The 25441-nt window shown below is 44.8% G+C and carries 28 protein-coding genes and 1 pseudogene; 14 read left to right on the forward strand and 15 right to left on the reverse strand.

The window, feature by feature from the left end:
* Positions 1–63: 63 nt before the first annotated feature.
* Entirely contained in the window at positions 64–1398 is a 1335-nt protein-coding gene (locus tag NHN17_RS20190; RefSeq protein WP_255044432.1) for an EAL domain-containing protein, read from the forward strand.
* Positions 1399–1431: 33 nt separating this feature from the next.
* Entirely contained in the window at positions 1432–1695 is a 264-nt protein-coding gene (locus NHN17_RS20195; RefSeq protein WP_255044433.1) for a DUF2960 domain-containing protein, read from the forward strand.
* A 28-nt stretch (positions 1696–1723) separates the two neighbouring features.
* Here the strand turns inward: NHN17_RS20195 and NHN17_RS20200 are convergent, their stop codons facing one another.
* The 3 genes from NHN17_RS20200 to NHN17_RS20210 form a co-directional block, all read right to left on the reverse strand.
* Positions 1724–2557: a ceramidase gene (locus NHN17_RS20200; protein WP_255044434.1), complete on the reverse strand. Its 834-nt coding sequence runs from the start codon at positions 2555–2557 to the stop codon at positions 1724–1726.
* 9 nt (positions 2558–2566) lie between these two features.
* Positions 2567–2965: a globin gene (locus NHN17_RS20205; protein WP_255044435.1), complete on the reverse strand. Its 399-nt coding sequence runs from the start codon at positions 2963–2965 to the stop codon at positions 2567–2569.
* Positions 2966–3134: 169 nt separating this feature from the next.
* Complete coding sequence (locus NHN17_RS20210) at positions 3135–3731, reverse strand: class I SAM-dependent methyltransferase (RefSeq protein WP_255044436.1); 597 nt, start codon at positions 3729–3731, stop codon at positions 3135–3137.
* A gap of 270 nt (positions 3732–4001) precedes the next feature.
* On the opposite strand from NHN17_RS20210, the gene NHN17_RS20215 reads away from it, so the two are divergent.
* The 4 genes from NHN17_RS20215 (at position 4002) to NHN17_RS20230 (ending at position 6438) form a co-directional block, all read left to right on the forward strand.
* A complete protein-coding gene (locus NHN17_RS20215; RefSeq protein ID WP_255044437.1) occupies positions 4002–4355 on the forward strand; it encodes a DUF2750 domain-containing protein in 354 nt (117 codons plus the stop codon).
* A 153-nt stretch (positions 4356–4508) separates the two neighbouring features.
* Positions 4509–4757, forward strand: a complete 249-nt coding sequence (locus NHN17_RS20220; protein WP_255044438.1) for a hypothetical protein — start codon at positions 4509–4511, stop codon at positions 4755–4757.
* Between the two features lie 156 nt (positions 4758–4913).
* Positions 4914–5504, forward strand: coding sequence for a TetR/AcrR family transcriptional regulator (locus NHN17_RS20225; protein WP_255044439.1), 591 nt, complete (start codon positions 4914–4916; stop codon positions 5502–5504).
* 85 nt (positions 5505–5589) lie between these two features.
* Positions 5590–6438, forward strand: a complete 849-nt coding sequence (locus NHN17_RS20230) for an alpha/beta hydrolase (RefSeq protein ID WP_255044440.1) — start codon at positions 5590–5592, stop codon at positions 6436–6438.
* Between the two features lie 119 nt (positions 6439–6557).
* Here NHN17_RS20230 and NHN17_RS20235 read toward each other — a convergent pair whose 3' ends face one another.
* Positions 6558–7319, reverse strand: coding sequence for a 1-acylglycerol-3-phosphate O-acyltransferase (locus tag NHN17_RS20235; protein ID WP_255044441.1), 762 nt, complete (start codon positions 7317–7319; stop codon positions 6558–6560).
* A 587-nt stretch (positions 7320–7906) separates the two neighbouring features.
* On the opposite strand from NHN17_RS20235, the gene NHN17_RS20240 reads away from it, so the two are divergent.
* Positions 7907–8431, forward strand: a complete 525-nt coding sequence (locus NHN17_RS20240) for an NlpC/P60 family protein (protein WP_255044442.1) — start codon at positions 7907–7909, stop codon at positions 8429–8431.
* Between the two features lie 162 nt (positions 8432–8593).
* Complete coding sequence (locus NHN17_RS20245) at positions 8594–9112, forward strand: aminoacyl-tRNA deacylase (RefSeq protein WP_255044443.1); 519 nt, start codon at positions 8594–8596, stop codon at positions 9110–9112.
* Between the two features lie 86 nt (positions 9113–9198).
* Here NHN17_RS20245 and NHN17_RS20250 read toward each other — a convergent pair whose 3' ends face one another.
* The 7 genes from NHN17_RS20250 to NHN17_RS26155 form a co-directional block, all read right to left on the reverse strand.
* Positions 9199–9732 (reverse strand): protein disulfide oxidoreductase, encoded by a 534-nt coding sequence (locus NHN17_RS20250; protein WP_255044444.1) that lies wholly within the window; start codon positions 9730–9732, stop codon positions 9199–9201.
* The gene (locus NHN17_RS20255; RefSeq protein WP_255044458.1) at positions 9732–11834 is read right to left on the reverse strand and encodes a protein-disulfide reductase DsbD family protein; all 2103 of its coding nucleotides are present in this window, start codon (positions 11832–11834) and stop codon (positions 9732–9734) included. Before NHN17_RS20255 ends, NHN17_RS20250 begins: the two co-directional genes overlap by 1 nt.
* 72 nt (positions 11835–11906) lie before the next feature.
* On the reverse strand, positions 11907–12293 hold the full coding sequence (locus NHN17_RS20260) for a hypothetical protein (protein ID WP_255044445.1): 387 nt from the start codon (positions 12291–12293) through the stop codon (positions 11907–11909).
* Between the two features lie 285 nt (positions 12294–12578).
* Positions 12579–13532: a ribosome biogenesis GTPase YlqF gene (gene ylqF, locus NHN17_RS20265; RefSeq protein WP_255044446.1), complete on the reverse strand. Its 954-nt coding sequence runs from the start codon at positions 13530–13532 to the stop codon at positions 12579–12581.
* Between the two features lie 370 nt (positions 13533–13902).
* Positions 13903–14070, reverse strand: a complete 168-nt coding sequence (locus NHN17_RS20270; protein WP_255044447.1) for a hypothetical protein — start codon at positions 14068–14070, stop codon at positions 13903–13905.
* Positions 14071–14215: 145 nt separating this feature from the next.
* Complete coding sequence (locus NHN17_RS20275; protein WP_255044448.1) at positions 14216–15586, reverse strand: FAD-binding oxidoreductase; 1371 nt, start codon at positions 15584–15586, stop codon at positions 14216–14218.
* Between the two features lie 44 nt (positions 15587–15630).
* A complete protein-coding gene (locus tag NHN17_RS26155) occupies positions 15631–15900 on the reverse strand; it encodes an outer membrane beta-barrel protein (protein ID WP_507237127.1) in 270 nt (89 codons plus the stop codon).
* Between the two features lie 135 nt (positions 15901–16035).
* Here NHN17_RS26155 and NHN17_RS20280 point away from each other — a divergent pair, with 135 nt between their 5' ends.
* Positions 16036–17778: a methyl-accepting chemotaxis protein gene (locus tag NHN17_RS20280; protein WP_255044449.1), complete on the forward strand. Its 1743-nt coding sequence runs from the start codon at positions 16036–16038 to the stop codon at positions 17776–17778.
* A gap of 164 nt (positions 17779–17942) precedes the next feature.
* Here NHN17_RS20280 and NHN17_RS20285 read toward each other — a convergent pair whose 3' ends face one another.
* Complete coding sequence (locus NHN17_RS20285) at positions 17943–18764, reverse strand: DUF4437 domain-containing protein (RefSeq protein ID WP_255044450.1); 822 nt, start codon at positions 18762–18764, stop codon at positions 17943–17945.
* Between the two features lie 162 nt (positions 18765–18926).
* Here NHN17_RS20285 and NHN17_RS20290 point away from each other — a divergent pair, with 162 nt between their 5' ends.
* The gene (locus NHN17_RS20290; protein ID WP_255044451.1) at positions 18927–19883 is read left to right on the forward strand and encodes a LysR family transcriptional regulator; all 957 of its coding nucleotides are present in this window, start codon (positions 18927–18929) and stop codon (positions 19881–19883) included.
* 136 nt (positions 19884–20019) lie between these two features.
* On the opposite strand, the gene NHN17_RS20295 is transcribed toward NHN17_RS20290, so the two are convergent.
* The gene (locus NHN17_RS20295; RefSeq protein ID WP_255044452.1) at positions 20020–20910 is read right to left on the reverse strand and encodes a LysR family transcriptional regulator; all 891 of its coding nucleotides are present in this window, start codon (positions 20908–20910) and stop codon (positions 20020–20022) included.
* A 205-nt stretch (positions 20911–21115) separates the two neighbouring features.
* Positions 21116–22489 carry a serine hydrolase domain-containing protein gene (locus tag NHN17_RS20300; protein ID WP_255044453.1) on the reverse strand — a complete coding sequence of 458 codons (1374 nt, stop codon included), beginning with the start codon at positions 22487–22489 and terminating at the stop codon, positions 21116–21118.
* Positions 22490–22779: 290 nt separating this feature from the next.
* On the opposite strand from NHN17_RS20300, the gene NHN17_RS20305 reads away from it, so the two are divergent.
* The 3 genes from NHN17_RS20305 to NHN17_RS20315 all read left to right on the forward strand — a co-directional run bounded on the left by NHN17_RS20305 (position 22780) and on the right by NHN17_RS20315 (position 24622).
* Entirely contained in the window at positions 22780–22950 is a 171-nt protein-coding gene (locus tag NHN17_RS20305; RefSeq protein WP_255044454.1) for a hypothetical protein, read from the forward strand.
* Between the two features lie 247 nt (positions 22951–23197).
* On the forward strand, positions 23198–23887 hold the full coding sequence (locus NHN17_RS20310) for a glutathione S-transferase family protein (RefSeq protein ID WP_255044455.1): 690 nt from the start codon (positions 23198–23200) through the stop codon (positions 23885–23887).
* Positions 23888–23950: 63 nt separating this feature from the next.
* Entirely contained in the window at positions 23951–24622 is a 672-nt protein-coding gene (locus NHN17_RS20315) for a haloacid dehalogenase type II (protein ID WP_255044456.1), read from the forward strand.
* Positions 24623–24830: 208 nt separating this feature from the next.
* Here NHN17_RS20315 and NHN17_RS20320 read toward each other — a convergent pair whose 3' ends face one another.
* Positions 24831–25085, reverse strand: a complete 255-nt coding sequence (locus NHN17_RS20320; RefSeq protein ID WP_255044457.1) for a hypothetical protein — start codon at positions 25083–25085, stop codon at positions 24831–24833.
* Between the two features lie 199 nt (positions 25086–25284).
* Between NHN17_RS20320 and NHN17_RS20325 the strand changes: the two are divergent.
* Positions 25285–25441 (forward strand): annotated as a pseudogene (locus NHN17_RS20325) (IS1595 family transposase); the annotation flags it as partial.

Consider the following 25441-nt stretch of genomic DNA (forward strand, 5'->3'; position numbering starts at 1 on the left):
CATTTATTCAGGTATTCAAACAGCACCGATGCCTCAACGTTTACTTAAATTAGCTGAGGCTCGGTGGTAATCAGGAATTTCTATGACTTTTTTACGGGCATGGGCGGTAGTGGTAACACAATTAGTCTTGTATTGTGCATACTGTTTTTTTCAAAAAGCAAAGGTTATAAGTTACTAGCGAAAGCTGCGTTTATTCTAACTATTTTCAACATTAATGAGCCAATACTGTTTGGTATTCCCATCATATTCAACCCAATTATGGTATTGCCTTTTTTGTGCGTGCCTCTTGTTAGCTTTATGCTGGCGTATGGCGCTATATCTATGGGGTTGATTCCACCTCTGAGTGAAGTGCATAGTTGGTTAATGCCGCCAGTAATGAGTGGGTATGTTGCGTCAGGTGGTGCGGTTTCGGTGGCTGTATTCCAGCTGTTTCTTATTTTTGTGGGTATCGCTATCTATTATCCTTTTTTCAAGGTTATGGATCAGCGATCGCTGGGTGTTGATGTTTCATCTATCTTCCACACTCACTTCTTTAAAGGGGATGACGTGCCGATACAATCCAAATTAAACAGTTTTCTACCTTCGATTCAAGATAACATTAATGCTCAGCGTGAAGTTGAGAAGCTTGAAAATAGTGGTTCTTTCTTACTCTACTATCAACCTCAAGTTGATATTCAAAGTGCTGAAGTTGTGGCGCTGGAGGCGTTGATACGCCATGAAGATGTGAAAGGGCGAGTAAAAGGACCGACTTTCTTGAAGTCGTTCGGTCAATTAGGGCTTCTTTCCGATGTGGACTTTTGGGTGTTGGAAACGGCCATTTCTGATGCCTCTAAAATGGTTCTTTCGTCAAACGTTACAATATCAGTAAACGTTTCACCTGAAACGATGTTGAAGAAAGACTTTGTTAAGTCAATCAAGCAGGTGATAAATAACAGCACATTGGACTATGATCAGGTTGAAATCGAAATAACCGAGAATATGCTGATTCAGGATGAAGTGCGAACGGCTAAAGTGATCCAAGCTATCAAAGCTATGGGGATTTCTGTTGCTTTGGATGACTTTGGTACTGGTTATTCTTCACTGGCCTATCTATCACGCTTTGAATTTGACAAGATTAAAATAGACCGCTCGCTGGTGGAAAACCTAGATACTGAGCGCGGTCGAAGCTTATTCGATGTCGTTGTCCAACTTGGTCATATCACAAAGGCTAAGATTGTAGTTGAAGGTGTTGAAACGGCAGAAGAGCTAAACTTTATTCAGAAGAAAGGCGTGCAGTATGTGCAGGGGTTCTTTTTTTACCGACCGATGACAAAGGCACAGATTTTGGCCGAGCACATTGTACCAACTGGTTCCAGTCAATCCGGAAAAAAGGTTTCTTCTGAAATTGAAGTAGGGTAAATTCCCTCTCTTGATTTTGCTGTTGGAGGCGTTATGTCACGCACTATTATTTATACCTTTAAAGAACAAGAGAAAACGCTGACGTTTTCATACTCTCAGTACCGTACGATCCATGAGGCGGTTGCAGCAGCAGAAGGAATTGATCTAACCGATTTTTTGCGAATGGAACAGCAAGTGGAAGCCGTATCATCTGGCAGTAAGGCGATGAGGGACTTTAGAGATAGTCACTTCCGTAAACTTGGCTTCGGAAAAATTACGCTAGCAAAAAAAGAACACCGCGGAATTGGCGAAAAGTAATTTCGATTTAGTGCTAGACAAAGCCTCGTTAGATACGAGGTTTTTTTGTCGCCGCTTTCCAGCCTAGATAGACACAATAGCCAGCGAGGGCTGCCAAAATATGCTTCAGAAAGTGACCGCTTACCTGTGAGGTGAGTTCATATATTTCGTCGTCGTTTGATTCAGCCAGTTTGCACAGCACGTACAAGCCAAGAGCATAGAAGTAGTATCGAGTCGGATTTCGGCTGTTTGGGTAAAGCCAGATAATCAAGGGGATGTGTATAATAGGCAGCAATTGCACCAATACATAAGGGGCCATATCACCGCGTCCATCAATGACATCGGTCATGTACCAATAGATAACGGATAGCACTCCGTATGCCAGAGTGGGCAGCAGCATTGCTCTGCCTAGTGTTGGTGATAAGTATTCGGCAAGGATAATACAGTAAAGGCAAATAAAGCTGATGGTGATCGGGATCCTATCTATCATCAAGGTGAATGGGCCAGGTGATAAATGGTAAAGGCTTGATCCGAGAAAAGCACCGATAAGGCTGATGAAAAATAATTGGTATGCAAAGGAGAGTGATTGATTGATTACCAAGCGGTTGCGTATGCTTTCTCTAAGTCCAATAATACCAACAATAAGAAAACCCAGGTTACTGACGACATTCCAGAAGTGGGGGATACCAAACAATAACCGCTGGTCTGCATAGTCGTAAAAGTTACGGCTCTGTCGGATAGGTGAGAAATAAATGGCCATTACCCCTAGCGCCAGTGCTATGGCGATGAGAAGTATGTAACGCCAATCAAAAAGTGAACGCTTACTGGTTGATGGTGATGTATTTGACGTTGATGAGTCGTCCGGTCGAAAATTGGGAGGCATGTGCGTTCTCTATAAACATTCCTGTTTCATTATAGCTATTCCCTCCTTGAAGCACTCTCGCCAAGCGAAAGCAATCTCATCATTGTACTTAGGATCGCAAATTTGAACGGTTTCAATGAGTGAATCTAACCAAACCTCAAAGTCATTAGGTTGAACACCAATGCCATCAGGGCCATGGGCTTTACCGAATCGTCGAATACTTTCTCTTGCTTGTTCTGATGAAGAAGCAAGGATTATCATCGAGATTGATAACTTTAGCATCTGAACTTGACGCTCTAAATCCACATCTTGGAAGAGGTCTTTGAATCGTCGCTCTTGCTGCCAGAAATGGCGATAAAAAATGAAGAAGAATTGGTTGTTTCGCAGACAGCGTGTATAGCTATCATTAAATATTTCGTGGGTATCCATACCTAAACATGCCTATTTGCTAAAACCATATAAATATTATGGTATTTAAAATTACTTATGCAATAGTCGTTATATAAGAACGGGAAATGAACATTCTTTGCTGGGAATGTAGCTTTTCAGGATGAATGGGTTGCTTGTGAGTTTTGGGTATAAGGAGGCTATAAAGTTGTTATTTTTTCATCGCGATTATGGTGTGAATTAACCAAAGTCGTTTTTTACCTGTAAGATTGGCTGAGTACTCTTGCTTCTTTTTCCAAGAAATAATGTAAAAGTCGGCAAATAATTGCTCAAGCTCGAATTGGCTGTGGGTGAGGATAGGTAACTTTTCGTTGGGCTCTAGCGTTTCCTTACCCAAGAAGTGCCCGCAAAAAATGCCACTTTTTTTGAGGCTGTTGGATATGTTGTTCCAAAGCGTGTTGAAGTCATGAGGCGTGCAGAAAAACAAGCAGGCGCTGGCATTGATAAGATTTGCACGGGGGAATTCATAGTCAGCAAAACTACTGATTTGAATATCGAGGTTTGGGTGTGCTCCCAATAAAGGATGTTCAGAGAGTGTCTTTAGGCGAGGACGGTCGTTGTCAAAGGCGTAGACGTGATAACCCTCCTCAAGCAGATACAGTGTGTCTCTGCCGTTGCCACATGCACAGTCAACCGCGACCTTTCTTTCTCCATGCTCGCCGATATATTCGTGGGCTTCTATCAGGTGAGAGCGAGGATTTAAAATAGTCTGATTACTAAGATTTGATAGCCAGTCAACGGTTGCCATGTTTTGCCCTCTTTTACTGCCCAATAGGTGTTGTTGTTCCGGTCATCTAAACAAGTATAGCTACCAATCCTTAATTCTCGATTCAAACCCTAAACAGACAATAATCTGATGTAGTTAGCAGCATAGATAGCGATAAATTGTACATCTTCTACCATGAATCTCTGGTATTATGATACCCAAACAACATCAAGTGCTTGGGTATACTTCACATCAAGTTACAGGTGTTGTGTCCAGGCCGCTTGGATATAAACATGTATAAGAGAGAATAGAATGACTAAGTTAACCACAGATATTAAGGCAAATTGCGATCTGTTTGTTGAAGAAACCAAAGATACTCAGCAAGTATGGGGACTTTGTAACGAAGAAGGTGACTGGCTTTCTGTTGACTCTAGCGAGTTCGAGCAATCTGAAGTAATGCCATTTTGGTCGAATGAATCCGACGCAAAAGTTCACTGCGTGGATGAGTGGGCTGAGTTCACCGCTGTAATGATCCCGCTAGATGTTTTTGTTGAAGACTGGATGATTACGCTGTCAGAAGACGGTGTTCTGGTTGGTTTGAACTGGACAGTTCAACTTGAGGGTTCAGAATCTGAACCTTCTGATGTGGCGAAGATGTACCTGTAATCGCTCCGCTCAGCATTAACTATTAAGGCTACTATTTGTAGCCTTTTTTGTAGCCTTGCTATACTTTGACTGAACATTCGATGAGGCAGGATTCTCCACCAAGTCATGAGTGGCCGAGATTGATATGGGGACTCTTGCTGCTAGGGGGGAATTATGATCCTTTCAGAGTGCCGCCAGTTGATGGCAGATAATGCAATCGTTGAAGCTCGTTTGGTGCATGACTATCTCAGTGCCGGTTGGAGTATTAACTTTATTGATAGTGAGGGTAACGAATACCCCATAACGGATAGTTACGGGATCCCTTGTAGTTACGATTCACTTAAGCAAGCTGAAGATATCGTTCATCAGGTAGGGAGCTGCCCGATTCACATCGACAGCTTATTCCGTTTCGCTGAACGCTAACAAATTGTCAGCTTAGATCGTGTGCATCTAACCAATGCAGATTGAACATCCAGTTGATAATAAATATGGCTTCCATGAAAAGTACGATCGTGCTAAAAATAACAGCGAGGATTAATACATCGTCTAGAGGTGTCCTGAGATAGGGATTTGCAGCCAATGAGTAAAAAAGAAGCCACCCGGCAGCATATTTTGAATACTGCATTTTCTCTGGCCAGTCGAGAGGGGCTGGATAGCTTAACGATTGGCCAGCTTGCCAAAGCGTCAGGCATGTCTAAAAGTGGCTTGTTTTCACATTTTAACTCACGAGAAAATCTACAAATTGCGGTTTTGGATTATGCTGGGGAGTTGTTTGTGGAACGGGTGATACAACCGGCCAGGTTACAATCTTCTGAGTCAATTGAGCAGAAGCTAAGGCTGTTGCTAACAAACTGGCTAGCATGGAATCGTTCTTTTCAGGGGAGTTGCATGTTTCTCGATGCATGGACAGAGCACGGTGACAAAGAGCAGTCCGTTCAGCTCAGGCTCAAAGCGGTGACAAAGCGCTGGCTTGATTACCTTTATCGACAGCTTGAACAAGGAAAGCGGCAAGGAGAGTTCGTGGTTACTCTGGATAGCTGGCAGTGTGTATACCAGTTATACGGGGTGTATCTCAGCAGTCACTTATTTCTCAGTATGGAACTGGAGACAGACGATCATCAGCGGTTTTGGCAAGGAGTGGATACATTGTTTGATCAGTGGCGTATGTAGGCTCTCTGATGAATCAATGTGTTTTAGACATGATAAGCTTTGATAATAAAAAGCACGACCGTTCTATTTTAAGGTGAGGACAGCAATGAGCAGCAAAATATATTTCAAGAAAAGCCAGGGCTTTGATGTGCGCAGGACGCTAGTTAACCTGACCACCCGTTTACATTACCGCATTGCTCCTGAGCATGCCAAACGTGTTGCTCGTAAGGTGCTGTTGACTCCAGTGAGAAGTACAAAGAACGTAGAAGAGCCTATGGGTATAGTCCGCCATCCGATTGAGACATCAGAAGGTATGATGATGACATACTGTCTCGGAGAAGGCCCTACATGGGTGTTAGGTCATGGGTGGTCAGGCTCAGCTCAGCAATTTTATTCGTTGATGGAGCATATTGCCCATTCAGGCTACAAGGCGTTAGCGTTCGATAATCCGGCACATGGCGAGAGTGAAGGGCAGTTTGGGCATCTTCCGGGCTTTGTTGCTGCATTTGACAGTATTTTAGCTCAGCAGGAATCAATTGCTGGTGTTATCGCTCATAGTATGGGCGGTGCAATGGTGTTGGAGAGTCAGCACCCTTTATTACAAGACAAGCCTGTGCTGTTGGTGGCTCCTGTACTTAACTATACCGAAAACCTTGTATCGACAGTTAAGCAGTCTGGGTATTCGATGAAGCTATTTCATGATGTGGTTGCTGATATTGCCAAGCAATATCAATACCCGCTAGAGAGTATAAACCCGCTTAGTCGCTTAAATGGTCGACAAGCTAAAGCAGTGATAGTGCATGACAAATACGATCGATTTGCTTCTTATGCTTACTCTGAACTCGCGAGTGAAAATCAACACGTTACGCTGATCGCGACTGAGGGGTTAGGGCATGGACGGATTTTGCAAAGTGAACAGCTAAAAAATGGGTTTGATTTACTGACGGGTAAGTAGCTGTTCAAGACTGATCAAATATTTATGTAGGTGGGTAATATGTAGGTTGGTATTCATTGTCTTCTAAAACAAAACAGGCTTGCCAAATGGCAAGCCTGTTTTGTTTGTTGGGTAAGATGCTATGAGTTGATACTGACGTTATCACCAGCGCGGGCTTGCTCTAGTCGGGCAACTTCTGCATCCAGCTCGGCAATTTTTTCTTCCATTAACCGATGACAATGATCGGCTAATTCGCGAGCATCATTAAGCTCATAGCCCGATACATCAATAGGTTCCATCATTTCAGCAATGATAATGCCGTTGTCTCGGCTTGATAGTGAGATTTTGTTGTGAGTAGAGCTCGTGCACATAGGTACGATAGGTACGCCTGCTTCAATCGCCATACGAAAAGCACCGGTTTTAAATGGCAGCAACCCTCTCCCTTTACTTCTAGTTCCTTCAGGGTACATCCATACCGACAGGTTACGTTTATGGATAGCATCAGCAACTTGCTGGATCGTGTTGCGTGCGCTTGATTTGTTTTCACGGTCAATCAGTATGTTACCGGTTATCCAATATAGCTGACCGAAAAATGGCATCCACAAGAGGCTCTTCTTGCCAATGGAGACTGCGCGGGGTGGCAACATACCTGGGTCGGAAACAAAATCAAACACGTTCTGATGGTTAGACACATAAACGGCTTTATGTGTATCAGCGATCTTTTCTTGACCGCGGTGGATAAGTTCAACGCCAACAATACGATGAAGTTGGTTAAACCAGCGACAGAAAAAATGTACGTGCTTAGGATCGCGAGGTTTAAACAACATGCAGTAAACCAGAGCGAATAGCGTGGTAAAAATAATGAAAATGGCTGCGAGGAAAATGCGGAAGAATGCAAGCACGCTTACTCCTTAGCGATTTAATGAAAAACTGTGTGCATTATGAAATCTTTTTAGTTGTATGACCAGCAGATAAGCGCATGTTTATCCAAATAATTAATGAAGTGTAACAATTGTTTGATTTTTATTCAGTCTCTTCGAGATAGAAATATACTCTTTTGATGAATTCATCAATAAAAACATGTGTATAGCTAATAAAGCATTGAATTGTTTAATTAGTGCTTGAAAGGAGCTAGTAGCGTGAAGTTGCTCGCAATTGTGATGGTTTTAGATAGAAAATCCTGGATAAGGCACTGAAATAAAGCGATAAACACTTTCGGTAGGTGCAGTCGCTCTCCTTGGTTGGGTGAGAGCATGGTATCTATCTCTTCTGTTGTGTGGAGTTTTGTTGGCTGACAATTGTCAGCCATTTTTTTGTCTTCATTTCAGCTGTAAAGCACTTTTGCTGGCTTTATCATCAGTTATGTCAAATTTTCATAGCGGACATAGAATAATGTTCCCGTAGTTTCAGTAATTGACTATTCTATTAGATTATTACCACAAAAATTTCATAGTCAGACATCACTGACATAGAGAAGAGGTCGACTGCAGTGAAAAAGTTGTTACCGTCACTGGCTTTGACAATTTGTCTGTCGGGGTGCTCATCATCACCGGACTCTGCAGGGCAAGATTCATCCTCTGACGATCAATTGGCCAACTCACCTCGCTACGAATTTGTTGAGATGAATGTACCGCTTCATCAGTCGCCATCTCTTGATTCTGTCTATAAACAGTGGCGTGGTACACCCTACCGTTTGGGGGGAACATCCAAGGCGGGCATTGATTGTTCGGCATTTGTGCAAGTTGGCCTTGCCGAAGTATTCCAGCAGAAATTGCCACGAACAACAGGCGAGCAGGTTCGGCAAGGTAAGTGGGTTGCTATTACGGAGCTGAAAGAGGGCGATCTTGTTTTCTTCAAGACCGGACGTAGCCGACGCCATGTTGGTATTTATCTCGGTAAGTCTCGCTTTCTTCATGCATCAACGTCACAAGGCGTCATGATTTCGAATCTGAAAAATCCCTATTGGCGAAGTACCTACTGGCAAGCTAGGAGAGTGATCCCCAAGCAAGGGTAAGTCAATACGCCCTAACCTGTGAGGGATTGTTTACGACTCTAGAGTGGAATTTAGCTCGCGAAATTGACTATCTCCTTCCATACTGAGGCTGTAGGCCCAGTTTCCATCAGGCGCGCTTTCTATTCGTGGAAGTGGCTTGATGAATGATCAGGAGGTGATTCCATGGCTATGGCACTGACAGTAGGGCAATTCCTCAACAGCCACAATGTCGACTTCAGTCTGACTCGGCATAAACATACCGATACGTCATTTAGTTCGGCTATATCGGCCCATGTTCCAACATCGCAGGTTGCAAAAGCGGTGCTGCTAAAAGACACGAACGGTGAGTTCTTGATGGCTGTTGTTCCTTCTAACCGCCGCGTTATGATAGATAAGATCAGCCGAATGACGGGGAAACAATTCTTCCTTGTTGGTGAGCATGAACTGACATCGATATTTCAAGATTGTGAACCCGGTGCGATCCCATCAATCGGCCAACCTTATCAGGTTGATATGTTGGTTGATGATATGCTGTTTGAGCAAGATGAACTATTTATAGAGTCAGGTGATCATGAAAACCTGATCCATGTCGATGCAAAACAGTTCCATAAGATCATGCGTGATATCCCCCACAGAAATATCAGCGGGTACCGGATGATGTTTTCCGACGGCCATGAAGGTAGGCATTGGGAGTGGGAGTAGGTAGTGTTTCTCTACACCAAAGATAGATGTCCTTTGATAAAATACAGCCCAGTCTTAGACTGGGCTGCTTGTTAGGTGAGGGGGAGTCAGAGTGCCATTTGCATTCTGAGCCATAGGCCCGGTGGTGTGCTAAAGCCTGTGGTCACTGACGATACCTGACCATCTTTGATGATGAAAATAGAAGGTACTGCTGAGATTCCCCACTCTTTCATTAGCGAACCATGAGTGTCGTTGATGGTGGTAAAACCATAATCATGGTGGTCAAGGTAACCATTGATTCGACGGTTATCGCCAGAATTAACTGCAATTGACACCACATTGTAGTCTCCATCAAGCCAATTAATGGTTGGGCTGACAAAACGGCACACACTGCACCATGTGCCCCAGAAATACACCATCACGGGCTTATCATGACTGCGGGTAATTAGGTCGATTTCTTCCCCTTTGGTTGATTGTGCGTCCAGAGCCGGGATCGTGCCTTGCGGCATACTTTGGCTACGCCATATATCAAGCCCGGTTGTTACGGCGATCAAAACCAGCAGCATCAAGACCGCTTCTTTGAAAAAACGCGCAATCTTCGAGGGTTTGGTTTTGCCTTCAGTAGATGAATGTGAAGCCATTACTCAGCTCCTTTGCCACTGGCCGCTTCAAGGGCGTTGATAACATCGTTATTGGTCAGAATAACCGGAAGTGCTATCCCCATCGGTGCCTTTGGGCCATATACAATGTTGAACGGAACACCAAAGCGCCCATTGGAACGTAGAAATCCAGTGACATAGTCTGATGGCTTGGTCCAGTCTCCCTTCATCAATACGATATGATCTTGTTCAAGGGCTGAATAGATTGGGTCTTGAAGCAGGACACTGACTTTATTGACCTTACAAGTAATACACCAATCTGCTGTTACGTCGACAAAGATGATTTTTCCTTGGCTAACTTGTTGTTGGATAGCGTCAATATTGAGTGGCTGCCAAGCGTGATTCTGTGGCAATGGTGTTGCCCAGTTATCGGCTGTCATGCTGCCAGCAATCAGTCCACCACCAGAGCCGACGATGATGAATGCCATGGCCAGAATGACCGGTTTACGGCCTTTCACTTTGCCTAAGCGCCATAGCAGCACAATGATTAGTAATACACCCACCAGTACAACCGCTGCGGTAGCAAAGAAGCTTGTCATCAAGCTTAGGAGCCACAGGCTGGTAGCCAGCATCATCAAACCAAAGAGAGTTTTGAGTTTATCCATCCACATGCCAGGTTTTGGCAAGAGGTGGGCTAGGCGAGGGAAGAGTGCAATTACCAACCAAGGGGTTGCCATTCCAATTGCAAGGGCGGTAAAGATAGCAACCAAAGTGACAACATCTGCACCCAGTGCAAAAGCAACGGCAGTGCCTAGGAACGGCGCACTGCATGGCGTTGCCAGCAGAGTTGAAAACATGCCTTGTACGAAGTGGCCTACGTATGAATCATCGCCTTTTGTTGCCAGCCAAGTATTGGTACCGCTCGATAGGCGAATTTCGAACAAGCCCAGCATATTCGCAGCGAAAAGGGCGGTAATAACCACCATGGCGCCGATAAAGTACGGGCTTTGGAATTGAACTCCCCAGCCCAAAGCTTGGCCTGATAACTTGAGAACAATCATAAAGCCAGCCAGTAACCAGAATGACGTGAGGATGCCTGCTGCAGAAGATAGGAACTGCATGCGGATTTGACGTTTCTCTAGCCCTTCAGCGGCAATAACGCTGCTGAGTTTCATGCCGAGAACAGGCAAAACACACGGCATGATATTCAAGATCAAGCCACCTAGCAGGGCGATGCCGATAATCTCAAGTAAGTTGCTGCTGCTTGTTGTCAGCGTGACCGGAATATCATTGGCAATGCCTTGGGTTTCGACAGAAAAATCAGTATCACTAATAGTGACATTCAAGGTTTCACCAAGCAGTTTGGGTTCGCCGAACCAACTGCTGACCTTCATCTGGGCTGTTAAGGTATTACCGTCTACCTGAACGGTTGGTTTGAGGAATGACGCGTCTTGAACATTTTGAGATTCGCCATCGATAAACACATCCGGTTGGTGCCAACCAAGGGTATTGGTAGCAACCACTGACATCAGCTTACTGTTTTTATCCCACGATAGCGCTGTGATCTCTACGCTTGGTTGTTCCTTGGGGACGTTGCTCATTCCTTGGTTGTACAAATGCATCGCTTGCTCAGATGCAGTCAGATCGGTGGGATTGAAGTCTAGCGTGATCTCGTAATCAGTCAGTACACATATATTGGTACACGAAGACATGGTTAGGACGCCTGATAGGAAAACAGGCTTGGACATATCTGATACGTGAATTGTCATTGGGAAGATGATGGTGTGCTTATAGCCTAGTGTCTCGACGCCAAGAAACTCATAGCGCTTTGGCATAGGCCAGTGCCAATCGACTCCTTCTAGGTTATTTGAAAGAGACCAATCGATAGAAGGGGCAACACCACCTTCACCCGGACTGCGCCAGTAGGTTTTCCAGTCGGTATCCAGTTTGACTTCTAATAGGGCTTCGACTGTTTTGGATTCTAGGTTTTGTTGCCCAGTTAGCATATAACGAAGCTCGACAGGAGGATGGTCCGGATTTTGTAACCAGCCAGTTGAATATTCAATAGCAGAAGCTGAAAATGAGAACAGGCCTCCCATCAAAACAATCAAAGAGGTGAGTAGGGAAAATCGTTTAATAATCATATTTTTCAATGTAATAACTCCAAGAATAACAAAAGCGATCTCAAGCAATGCATGAGAGTGGTTAGCTTCGTTTTATTCTCGGAACACGCACAGCGTCAGGTGACGCCGCCGTGTTGGGGGAATGGGCTCTGTAAATATAGGGGTTGCTTGGGTGAAAGCTGCATAGATCAAGAGTGCCAATACAACGATAAACAAGCTAATGATGGCGTGTTCAACGGAGTGCTGGTGCATTTGCAGTAAATGATCAGAAAGAGAACATTTACCGTGAACAGCCGAATCTTTCATTTGCTGCGATGCAGGTGTAGCGTCGACGGATTGGCTGTCTTTGCTGGGGGGGAGGTCATTTGCCGTGCACGCGGTTGTGTAGCCGAAGTTTTGCCCGGAGCAGACAAAAATCACGACCAACACTAACAGCAAGGTATATTTGGCTGTTTGGCTTTGGTTTACCGCTTGGCTCATTAATGGTCTCAGTAAGAAATTGATTTTATGGTTTCTTTGCTACTTTGACAAAGAGAGAGCTTGCAATGTGATTCAGACCGTGAGAGATCGAAAAAGTTTCACCGTAAAATGAATGCGCACTATATTCTAACTTTTTGCTCTATACCGCAACCAGTGTGCAAAATGAGGACGGTTGATGTCGGGATGACAGGAAAAGAAAAAGCCCTCGTACGAATTTATCGAGGAGGGCCTTGAAGGTCATTATCTTAGCGTTGACTCATTCACCTGGATTGACTAGTGCTAAGTTTAACGTTTGTTTTTTAGGTAGCGCTTGCGGCGTTCTTCTTTCTTCTTTGCTTTTTCTTCTGCTTTCTTCTCTGCTTCAATCTCAACGTTAATCAACTCCTGAGTGATCATCTCAGGACGTTCCATTGTGATTTGACCTAGTGTGCCGTTACGCAGTTCATTGATCAGAATTTCAGAGGCTTTGTGAAGATCAACGCGTCCGCCTGATCTCAAGCAGCCACGTTTGCGGCCAATGGCTTCCATAAGCTCGATTTCACTATCAGAGACTTCATCTTCATCAAGGTCGTAACGTGCCTTGATCAGAGTAGGGTAAGCTTTGATAAGGTATTCAATAGTGAAGAAGGCAACATCAATATAATCCATGGCGGTGTCTTTAACCGCGCCCGTTGCTGCCAGACGGAAACCACTATGCGGGTTTTCAACTTTTGGCCACAGGATTCCTGGAGTATCAGACAGCACAATACCGTTTTGTAGGTTGATGCGCTGCTGTTGGCGGGTAACTGCTGGTTGGTTACCCGTGATGGCAACGGTACGGCCTGCAAGGGTGTTGATAATGGTGGATTTGCCCACATTCGGAATACCCATGATCATGGTGCGAATGTTTTTCCCCATTTCTTCACGGTGTGGCGCGAGCTTGCGACAAAGTTCCATGATTTTATGAACTTCGTTGACATTCTCTGTTGTAATCGCCAACGCTTTAACACCTTGCTCTTTCTCTAGGTGATCAATCCATAACTGTGTCATTTCAGGATCAGCTAGGTCACGTTTGTTCAGCACCTTAACAACGGGCTTATTGTTTTTTTCGCGAAAGGTTTTAATCAGTGGGTTTTCACTACTGAACGGGATGCGGGCATCAAGTACTTCGATGATCACATCTACCTTCGGTAGGACTTCTTCAATTTCTTTGCGGGCCTTGTGCATATGACCCGGGAACCACTGGATTGCGTTGCTCATTGATTGTTAACTCTTCATTACACGGTGCGGACCACGCTGTGCTTAAGCACTACAACATGGTGTACACCGAAATCAGTCATCCAAATATAACTAGCAACGGTTTACAGCTGCTGAAACCGTTGCGAGGTGCTTTGGATTGCTCATTGATTGTCAGTTGTTGTGAAGTTTAACGTAACTGGCGGGATACATAAATCTTTTCGGTCGCTGGCTTAATATAAAGGCACAGTTTTGTGCCATCATAAGAACCACTCATCATCCACTCCACAAGGAATGGAGTACTGTTTAAAAACACTACAATATGTCTACCTCTCTATGAGAAGCCTGAAAACACAAGCATGACCAAAATAGCTAAAAGTGGATGTAGCGTAGATTATTGCTTATTTTGCTCGTCGCTATGCTTAGGTATTTTATGCCAGCTATCGATTTCGCCGCTCTTTTGCATTTCATGCAAAGCTTCGATCAGTTCACTGTCTTGTTGAGCAAAGTACAGATCTTCTTCGGCTTTACCTCTTAGTCTCATCTTTTGTGTGAAGTCCATATTGCTTCCCCCTTCAACGATGATTTCACTATAAGTGTAGCCATGGGGTTAAAATTGTTGGGAATTAAGTGACGGAAGTTTGATCTGAGTCGATGAAGTAAAAAGGCCACGTCAGTGACCTTTTTTTGCCTAAGAAATAATGACGTTAAGGCTTAATATTTTGATTATGGTGAAAGAGGTTATCAGGGTCATACTGGCGTTTAATTTTGACCAATCGCTGATAATTACTGTCATAGGCATCCGAAACGCGTCCGCCTTCTTCTTCCGTCATGAAGTTTACATAGGCCCCCGCAGAGGCATAAGGCGTCGTGTCTTTGAAGAAGTCCCGAGCCCAATTGATAGAAGCTTCATCCTCAGCTGGTGTTTCCCATCGTGCATGGACATTTAGGACAAACTTGGCATCCCGGCTGCTATAAGCCATTGCATCTGAGGCAACACTGTTGGCGGCTCCTGCGAGCTGACCAATGAATATTTCACAGTGAGGAGAGGGGAGGTTGCCGGCATATTGAAGTAGTAATTCCAATGCGTCGTCATGTAGTTCAGTAAAATTGTGCGATTTCCAATAGTTACGCATGCCTTCGGTAAGTAGCGGATCAAAGGCTTGTTGCCACGCAGTATAAGGTTGTGCACCGATATGCTCGCCGTGTGGGGTGCCGAATTGGCGAAGTGGTTCGAGCAAGGCTTCCCCTTGTGCTAAATCTCCCACATAAAATATCGCTAGAACGATGACTTCTTTGCCATGTACGTCTTCTGGCAGGAATGGCAGAGGTGGGGCTTGGCGCATCACAACCCAGACGTTGAGATCTTCAGGTGCTGTTTGAGTAAATGATCGGTATTGTTCCAGTACTTGCTTCGCTTGGTCGAATGGAAAGACAATTAACCCCGCAAGCACTTCAGGCCCTACCGGATGGAGCTGAAATTCAAATTCGGTCACAATACCAAAATTACCGCCTCCGCCGCGGATAGCCCAAAAGAGATCGCTATTTTCAGTTGCTGATGCAGTCAGTTGTTGACCATTAGCAGTAATGATTTGGGCTGAAACCAAATTGTCGATAGTCATACCATATTTACGGGTCAGCCAACCGAAACCGCCGCCCAATGTCAGTCCTGAAATACCTGTGGTTGAATTGATACCGACAGGTGTCGCGAGGCCATGTTGCTGCGCAGCAGCATCAAAGTCAGCCAAGGTAGCCCCGGGTTGAACAAGCGCACGTTTGGTTTGCGGATTGACAGTGACCGCTTTCATGTCAGAAAGATCAATCATTAGCCCGTTATCGCATATCGCATTACCGGCGATGTTATGCCCTGCGCCTCGGACAGTGATGTCAATATTTGTGTCTTTGGCGTAGTCTAGTGCGGAGAGTACATCAGCAGCATTGCTGCATTTGACGATAGCAGCAGGCCGCTTATCGATCATCGCATTCCATACTTGGCGAGCTTCATCATAATCACTGTCATCAGGTAATATGACGTGCCCCTGAATTTGGCTGGTGAGTGTTTCTTTGTGGGAGTTCATAATGTCAGCTTATATGGCGTAACCATATGTGGTGGGTCTAGACATTACTGTAGTCGCAGATAGTTATTTTTCCACTGCTCAAAAGTATGAAAAAGTCCACACCGAGGTGCAGCCAATGCAAGTGTGACTTGCTGGGTTGTATCTAACTCATGGTGGCTACCATTAACATCCATATCCAGATATCGGTAAACTAAATCGACACTCCACTTTTGTGGCAGGCGATACTGCAAGCCTACTTGTCCTCCCCAAGTAAAGTGAGTCCGCCGTCTGCCGTCAAATTCATTGTTGTATCTGCTTGATTTGTCACAAATCACACTTTTCCAAGAAATGGTACATCAATGTGTGGTAACGATTACATAATGGCGGCTTATCACAATTTCACATCACTTTGCGGGTTAGTATGCTGCTAAGGAGTAATAAAGACGAATAAGAAATAAGCAGGTGGCTTGATGAAATCTCTCTCTTTCAAGATGAAAATCAATGCGTTTTTCATCGCAATTAGCTTGGTAACCATATTAGCGAGTTATCTCAGCGTGAGCTTCTTTGTTTCTAGGGAAACAACGCGCTCGATGCATGCCGACGTTGAGAGCCAAATGGAACTGCTGGTTACAACAGTGAACAATGAAATCAACAACAAGCTTGTGCTGGCGAGTATATTGGATACCAGTGCGACAGACCTTGGTCAGTTACAGCAATTAACCGGTTTTCATAAAATATACCGGGTCGTCCACGGCTTTGTTTTTTCATCTGAGGGCTCATTGAGTGATATGGATGTCAAAGGTCAGCAGGTGCTTGCAAAGCTTGCCAGCGCAGAGGTGTTGGCTGTTGATGATTTAACACTGGTAGAAGGTAACCCTGTTCTGACAATTATTTCGCCTCAAGGAGAAAGTAGGGGGGATGTATTTGAAGTTGATCTCTCCAGTGTCCAAGAGTTACTTGAAAACACCCAAATTGAAGGCGCTTACCTCAAGTTGGAAACAGACAGTGGATTTGAGGTTTTCAATAACCTACCTGACTCAAGTTGGCAGGGGATAAGCCGGGTAATTAATGTACAAAATCAGCAATGGACGCTGACCGGTTATATCGATCATGGTTTCATTGGCCAGGAAGTGAATCAGATCACCCGTTTGATCACAATGGCGCTGAGTGTTGCTGGCCTGATCATTATCTGTGTCAGTATTTTTCTTGCCAAATATACCTATGCCCCGATTATGCGTTTAAGAGTGGTTGTGTCCGACTTAGCCTCGGGGGAAGGGGATCTAAGCCAGCGTTTAGAAGTGACTAGCCGAGATGAGCTTGGTGAGATAGCGCAAGATATTAATGTATTCATCGCTAAGCTCGAGCATATGGTGAAGCAAATATCGGGTGCATCAAGCTCAATGGAACAAGTAGTCGATAACCTGCAGAAAAATTCAGAGGCAACGCAGATGCAGTTATCCGATCACATTTCAGAAACGGGTCAAGTTGTTGCTGCTGTTAATGAAATGAGCCATTCTGCCGCATCAGTGTCGGAATCATCACGACGGGCGGCGGAGCAAGCGGCAATGACCCTGATGCAAGGACAGGAGGGTAAAACCTACATCGGCCAGGTGGTTGAACATGTTGATTCATTGATGACAAATTTTGATTCGACCTCTTCGGCAATTGGCACGTTGAATCAAGATATCGAACAAATCTCACAGGTTCTTGAACAAATTGGCGCTATTGCGAGCCAAACCAATTTACTCGCGCTCAATGCAGCAATAGAAGCGGCGCGGGCAGGGGCTTATGGACGTGGCTTTACCGTTGTGGCAGATGAAGTTCGTACCTTGGCCGCACAAACGCAGCAGAGCACAGAGAAGATTGACGATAATATTGCCAAGCTAAAGAATAGTATCAAATGTGTGCTGGCTGAGATGCAGGTCCTGCAACAGAGTAATCAGTCCGTGGTGGTGAGTACCGAGCAGTGCGAAAAAGCACTTAATGCTATTTCACAGTCGGTGGGCACTATTTGCCAGCTCAATGATGAAATGGCCTCGGCGGCTAGCCAACAAGAAGCGGTTAGTATGTCAATTACTAGCAGCATGGATAAGATCCAGTCGGTGGTCAATGGGATCGAAGGCCAAAGCAAAGAGACCCATGGTGATGTTGAGCGCCTGTCGAAGTCACAGCATTCGCTAGTGGATGTGTTATTACATTTCCGTACCAGCTAAATACAGATGCATGGTATCAGTGACTCGAATGCCAACGCCAACTCCATGATCTCATTGTTAGACACGCCGGTAACAGCGTTCATGCTTGAGTCAGAGAGGCTTGATTTAGCATTCTCTGTGTATACCCGCGTTATAATAGGTATACACAAGAGAGTTATAGCGTGTTACTTAACCTGATACTTGCTATTGGTACGGATGTAGATGGTGGCTTCTGTATCACCTTTATTGGTGAACGCATGGCTAAAGCCGCCCATAGACTCTATATAGCTACCTGGATTAAGTGTTTTTTGCTGAACTTGGTCTTTTGAGTTGTAATCTACGCTACCTGAGATGACCACGGCACGGAACTCGGTTGCCTCGGTGGTAATGGTACCGTCAAAACCAACGGGCAGCTTTAGCATAGAACCACCCATATCTGCGGTGCTTTCCCATACATAGGTGGCCTTTACACCTTGTGCGTCGATATCGTGCAGATCGCTGTTATCTAGCCATACAATATTGTCCTTATGCAGGTTAAGCGGACGCTCACCATTATCAAAGTTTTCTTCGGATGGTTTTACTAGGTACGGGCCTGAGTCGATCTCAAGATAGATCAAGTTAGTATCACCGTTGGCAGCCGTGGTGTGGTCTTCACCTGCCGGTTGCGTCCAGAAAGATCCTGCTGGCATCCACATTTTTTTTGCGCTTGGATCAGCGTTGTGCATGAGGCCATCAATAACAATACCGCGGTAGGTAATGTTGTGGATGTGCGGTGGTGACTCAAAGCCTTTGTTAAAGCGTACCAGCATACCTGTTGCCGTATCTGTTGTACGGTTACCCCATAGATCGGCGGCACCGGGGCTTAGTTCGCCACGTTGCGGGTTTAGGTAGCCCCATTCAATGTCGTCAGTGGCGACAACCTTAGAGGTAGCATCAGCGGCAAAGGTTGGTGTTGCGAGTAGTGCTGTTGCGAGCGCTAGTGTTGATGCTTTGATTGAAGATTTCATTATTAACTCTCTATCGTATTGAACGTTGTTGTGATTGCTTGATGGGTATACTAGGTGCCATCTAGCACTAGATAAACGGGCTGTTCTTCAATACACTTTCGCTGAAACGTGGATAATCAATATTATGATCAAAGCATGCTTTGCATTAGATGGGGTGATGTTATGAAAATTGCCGATCTGCAGGTGTTTTTAACCGTGGCGGAGTTACAGTCGATTACCGCCGCTGCCAATCAGCTCGATATGAGCTCATCTGCTGCCAGTGTGGCGTTAAAGCGTATTGAGAAATTACTGGGTGCGCAGCTCTTTGTGCGCACGACACGGCAATTAAGGTTATCCCCTGAGGGCGAGCGATACCTGCCCTTATGTCAACAGGCGCTGGATCTGCTGCAACAAGGTCAGGTAGTGATTAATGAAGAGCAACAGTCGATTAATGGCGAGGTTAAGATGGCCATGTCCTCGGAGATGGGACGTAACCTGATGCGCACCCTGCTTAATGAGGTGATGGAGCAGCATCCTGATCTTTCTTTGCGTTTACATGTTAGCGATAGTCGGGTGGATTTTTATCGCGATGGTGTTGATGTCGCGCTGCGTGCCATGACTAAAGCCGCAGTGCAGGAGCTTAATCTGTATGGTTTTAAGATCTGTAATATTCCGCATTTCTTGTGTGCATCACCTGAATATATTTCACAACACGGTGCGCCTACCACCCCTGATGAGTTGTCTCAACACAATACTTTACTCTATAAGCTCTATGAGGTGATGCACGATGATTGGGAGCTCTATCAAGGTGAAGAGAAGTTTAAGGTGAAGGTCAAGAGTGATCGTGCTGTGAATGATGGCGATATCGTACGTCGTTGGTGTGTGGATGGCGTAGGCATTGCGAAAAAATCTGTTATCGATGTATCTGCTGATCTGCTTACTGGACGGCTGCAAAGAGTGATGCCTGGTTATCACATACCTGTGACTGAGTTGTGGCTGGTGCTACCAAGCCGTCAGCTGATCACTCCTGCGATTCGTCTTATTCGTGATGTACTGAAAAACAAGATTAATGGGCTGAGAGAGCAGTTGATAAAAGAAGGGAGGCTAAGCGAGGAGGAGTGGCCACCAGCGTTTGACTAGTGTTTGCTCTGTGTACAAGGGCATCTGATTTACAGAGGTGTCCTATTGAGTTTAACGTTGTAACCCCACTGAGCACAGTACGTATTAACCATGGTGCATTGTCATGCTTGCTCATGCCATAACTGGATTTGGGCTGCTATGTCAGGTAATCGCTGGCGTGGTGGTTAATCGTGTCCAGAGCAAAAGAGATCTCTTCTCGGGTATCGCTGGCCAGCCCGAAAAACAGGCATACCCCTTGTCGGTAGTTACGTGTTGCGTCGTCTAACTTTAATGGTTTCAAGTCGCCGGATTTTATCCATCGCGCGGCTAAGGAGTCAGACAGGGCAATCCAACCGCCGTCAGCTAATAACTCCGCGGTTAACTCAACATTACTAATTTTCTCCACAATGTTGGAAACCCTGAAAAAGCCCAAGTCCCCTTCGCTGGTATTTGGCAGCTCATACTGCGTTTCTAACCGCAGGTCATCTAGGGTAACGCTTTCGTTTTTGGCAAGATGTGATCGGGTATGAACATAGCCACTGAGTGGTAAGTTACCAATATATTTGGAAGCAATTCTTGCCTGAGTTCTTGGGCTGTTTTCTGTCGCCATTATCGCAATGTGGCACTCACCGTTCTCTATGCAGCGGTAGGCGTTTTCACGGGAAGAGGGGGCACATTGAATGGACATGCCGGAATAACGGCACTTGATTGCTTTAATCGCTTTGGCGAGCAGCCTGGTGGGAATTTGCTCATCGTGGAGCAAAAACAGTTTTCCTAGTGGAGCATCGAGCAATGAGAAGGCCGTCAACTCAAAGTCTTTCGCTTGCTTGCTTAGGTTCGTGGCACGAGATATCAGCTTGTGGGCTGCGTTGGTAGGCTTTGCCTTCCGCCCTTCGATTTTGAACAGCTCGACTCCTATCGTGTCCTCTAAGGTGAGAACATGCTCTCGTATTGTACTGCGCTCTTTATTGGCTGCACGTGCAGCGGCGCTGTATGAGCCATGCTGGTAAACAAGTGTGAAAGAATGTATTTGCTCCAGTGAAATCATTTATTGTCTCAAACTATCGGCTTCTAACGTATTAAAGATAAAAAATACACCACCGATAGCTAAATGTCTGACGGTGTGCTCACAGGGTTTTCCTGAGTACGGGCTAGATAGATGGCAATTTAATAAAGCCAATCACCTAGAAGTTAGCTTCCCTTTTGAAGCCAGCAGGCCTTAACGTAAAGTTAAGGCCTCAAACGAGTATGGGTTATTTCGTCTGGTCTAATAATTCAGCCACTTTTCTAAAGTAAGCAGGGGCTTTGATTTCACCGTAAGGTGCAACGTAAGGCGTCGCCGAGAAGTACACTGCGGCAAAGTCGCGTTCCGGATCGATATAAATCCCCTGGCCAGTGTTGCCGTGCTTATATATGGCTCCGTCCTCAAACATAAAGTCAAACTGGTACGCGCCTTTGACGGGCTTCTCTGCAAACAGGCCAATTGCCTGCTTTTCTTTGTGGCCGCCGATAAAGGCATCGCCGTTGCCGGCACTGCGGATTTGCTTGAGTAGCGAAGGAGTGACAACTTGCTCGTGAGCGACCTTGTCCCAGCTTGGCGTATACAGGGTCGCGTATTTGGCAAAGTCCTCCAGGGTCGAAGATATAATCGCTAGGTTTAGTGGAGTGCCATCGGGTGTCAGGTGTACCATCAGTGGCATACGAGCCCCCAGTTTGCCCCAGATACGCTCCTCGACAACGTCTGACCAGCGCTTGTTGGTTACATTCTGGATAACCTGGCCAAGAACATGGGTGTTGAGAGAAGAGTAACGGAAGCGTTCGCCTGGCTGTTCGTTATCAAGTGGCTGGACATCTTTTAGCACGTCACGCCAGTTTTCCCCTTTAGTGCAGCGTTCTGTCGTGCCCAGCGCTGAACTAACAAAGCGGACGAAAATGCCTTCTGGGTCAAGGATGGACGTATTATTTTCTTCGTGATCCAATCCTGCGGTGTGGTTGACCAAATCCAGGACGGTAACCTTGTCCCATGCGGTACCTTTGAGATCTGGAACATATTGTGTTGCAGAGGCCGTAAGATCTAGTTTGCCTTCTTCGGCCAGCATCGCCGTGATCAGGCCGGTAATCGTTTTAGAAGAAGACATCCAAAGGTGGGTATCGGTCGGATTCATACCTGGGTATGCCTCATAAACCACTTTACCTTTGTGGATCATCATTACGCCCTGATGGCGGAACGTTGGATGAACAAAATAATCATCCATTTTTTGTTCACCTTCACTATCGGTATTCACCACGATGTTGCCGATGTCGCTATTGAGGTTGCGCTCCAGTGCAAGCTGCTGAGTGGCAGGGTTGACCATATCGGTGCGCATAAAAGTGCTCCAATTGGTTAGATAGTAGAGTGTGTGATCTCCGCCCATCTGAGCGTGGAAGCTTTCAAAGCTGTCATAGGCATCCTGAATAAAATCTAACTCAAAATGTTCTTTTGCCGCGCTGACTGGAAGGGTAACTGTAGCGCCGGGCGCCGCAAGGTATTTGGCTAAGGGGTGGTCATCCGCCACACTGGCATTGGTAGACGTAGCAGAAAGTGAGGCGATAGTGAGAGTGAGGGTTTTCAGTCCGAATTTTTTCATTTATTCCCCTTAATGTTATTACCTTCACTGAGAAGGTCTTTTGCTTCAGGTCGATATTTTAACAATTTCAAGTAAACAAAAAATTCAATTATGTTGGGGATGGCACTCCAAAAAGGCGAATTGCTTCGTATAAATTCAGAGCAAGAACTTGATGAATAGAGAGGAAGTTAACACGACGAAAAATGGTGATTTTGAATGAAGATCTTGCCGACTAATGGGTAAAAATCCCTCACGTCAGAAGGCGTGCAGGGCTAGATAGTCGGTCGTAAATCTTTGGTGGTTAAAAAGTGGTGAGTAGGTCACTACGTCAATATGCATGCAAAATCGCCGATAAATACAATGTTGAAACGGACTTCGTTGTTGCTGATGTTAGTACGACTGAAGGCATCGAATCGGTAAAGAATATCGAGCATAAAATTGGACTGGTTGCTTTGTCAGCACCACCTCAAGACAGACTCTAGCCCTTACCGGATGGGAAAAGCGTCTTTGTCCATCGCTTCTCTTCGTACCAATGCGATGTGACTTCCTATTGTAAGTAAGCCAATAAATACACAGCTGTGAACATTTGTTCAAAATAACATTGAGCGATCGTTCAAATTATCCTATATTTAATCCATATAGAAGAAGTAATAGCTTTTGGTACATGGAATCACATTTTTAGCTGGCATGTGGATGCTGGATAAAGATCATTAATCAGGAGAACCATAAATGCTTAAGTTTTATTTTCATCAAACTCCAAATCCAATGAAAATTGCCCTATTTCTGGCAGAAACAGACTTGCCTTATGAACTGGTTGCCGTTGATACGCTAAAAGGTGAGCAACACACTGCGGCGTTCCGCGCTATCAACCCAAATGGCAAACTTCCTGCGATTGTCGATGAAGGTACACGCGTATTCGACTCTAATGCTATCTTGTTGTACCTTTCAGAAAAAACAGGGCTGTTGGCTGGTAAGGCGGAAGATCGCGCGGAGTTGTTGTCCTGGATGATGTTTATTGCCTCTGGGCTTGGTCCTTTCTCGGGTCAATGTGTGCATTTTCATCGCGCAGCACCAGAGCAAATTCCGTATGCTCAAAATCGTTACTTGCGAGAAGCGCAGCGTCATTATGAGGTGCTGGATGGACATCTTGAGGGGCGAGAATATATTGTCAGTGACGAGTTCACTATTGCAGACGTGGCCGCATGGGGTTGGATTGACAAGGCTCCGGTTGTGTTAGGTGAAGAAGGGCTTACCCCGTACCCTAATTTAAAGCGTTGGTTTGATAGCGTGAATAGCCGCCCCGCAGTGGCAGTGGCCCGAAGTATCGACAAAGATATCGAGTTTAAATCAACGGTGGATGATGAGAGTCGACGTGCACTGTTTCCATCAAACTATCCCAAACAACAACTTGGACAATAGATAGGGAAGGCGGGTATGCCACTTATCAAGTGTAATTGAAATTAACGGTTTAAGGAGGATTTGGTGGATAAAGACACGATAATTTTCGATATAAACGAAACAGTGTTAAACCTTGATTCACTAAACCCTAAATTTGAGAGAGTGTTTGGTGATGACAAAATCACTAGCTTATGGTTTTCAATGTTATTGCACACATCGACCGTGTGTATATTAACAGGCGTGAAAACTGATTTTCTTACACTCTCAAAAATGACGTTAGATACAGTCGCATCTCGCCTAGGGGTTGGGTTAACGGAAGGAGACCGAGCTGAAATACTGTCAACTTTCGCTAGCCTTCAACCCCATGATTATATTAAAAGCGCATTATTACGATTGCGTTCAGCTGGATATAAAACAGTCGCTTTTTCAAACTCATCGCAGATTTTAGTATCCTCGCAAATAAAGCAGGCTGGGTTAAACGATTATTTCGATGAAATTGTGTCAGTGGAGGAAGCAGGAAGTTTCAAGCCAGATCCTGTGGTTTATGCTTACTTGGCTGATAAAATGAACTTGCCTGTAGAGAAGCTACGCTTAGTTGCAACCCATGATTGGGATACGCATGGCGCTCTTAGCGTTGGGATGAAAGCTGCCTATATCGACCGCTTGGGTTGGCCATATAACCCTTTGTATAAGAAACCCGATATTACCGGGATAACAATGAATGAGATTGTTGAAGCGATTCTTGCTTTAGAGTAATACGGGATTAAAAATCACAAAGGCCACTGAATGGCAAAAGAACTGTATTACCTTCATTTAGACCACATCTGCAAATTTTAATATATAACTCTGGGGTGGAGGATAAGATATAATAACCAGCGGCTTGGTCCGCTGGTTTTACCCGTTGCACGGATACAATTATTTATAGGGCATTCACTATAGTTTCAATTTCAGTGCCAAGCTATAATTAATCAAGAACAATTTCAACTAGTTCAAAGTTGAAGTCATTTTTACCATGCTTGATATACATTGCACATTCCTCTACGCTTAACGACCATGTGCCTTGCTGGGTTCGAGACGTTAATTCATTGAGAAAAACTTTTTGATTTTCAACAGCATTTCCCGCCAATGCACGACCATACTGTTCGCACATTTCTTTATCTGTTGTCGCGTAAGAGGAAAAAGAGCATAACGCCAATGTTAAAGCAAATACGTATTTCATGATAGTATCCTTTGATTGTACTTTTATTCACTCAAGAAAATGATAGTTCATTTTTTATTTTAATTCACAGGAAAGATAAATCAGTTTCATCAAACTGAGAATAAGATTTGTAATTTTATCATACATATTAATGTAAATATTAATTATGGGAGCAAATATGTATTATTTTAATATGATTATAATATTCCTTAATTTTCATTACCTTCTAATCATTTACCTGATAACACAAGAACAGAATGGTATTTCAGCGCTTGAACTTTCAAGACAATTGGGTGTTTCATATAACGCAGCATGCAGCGAGGTACTCGCGGACGGGGAGCCAAAGGGAAGCGGCCATTCGTTGCAGCAGTATCACT

Source organism: Photobacterium pectinilyticum (assembly GCF_024357955.1).
GTDB classification, from domain to species: domain Bacteria; phylum Pseudomonadota; class Gammaproteobacteria; order Enterobacterales; family Vibrionaceae; genus Photobacterium; species Photobacterium pectinilyticum.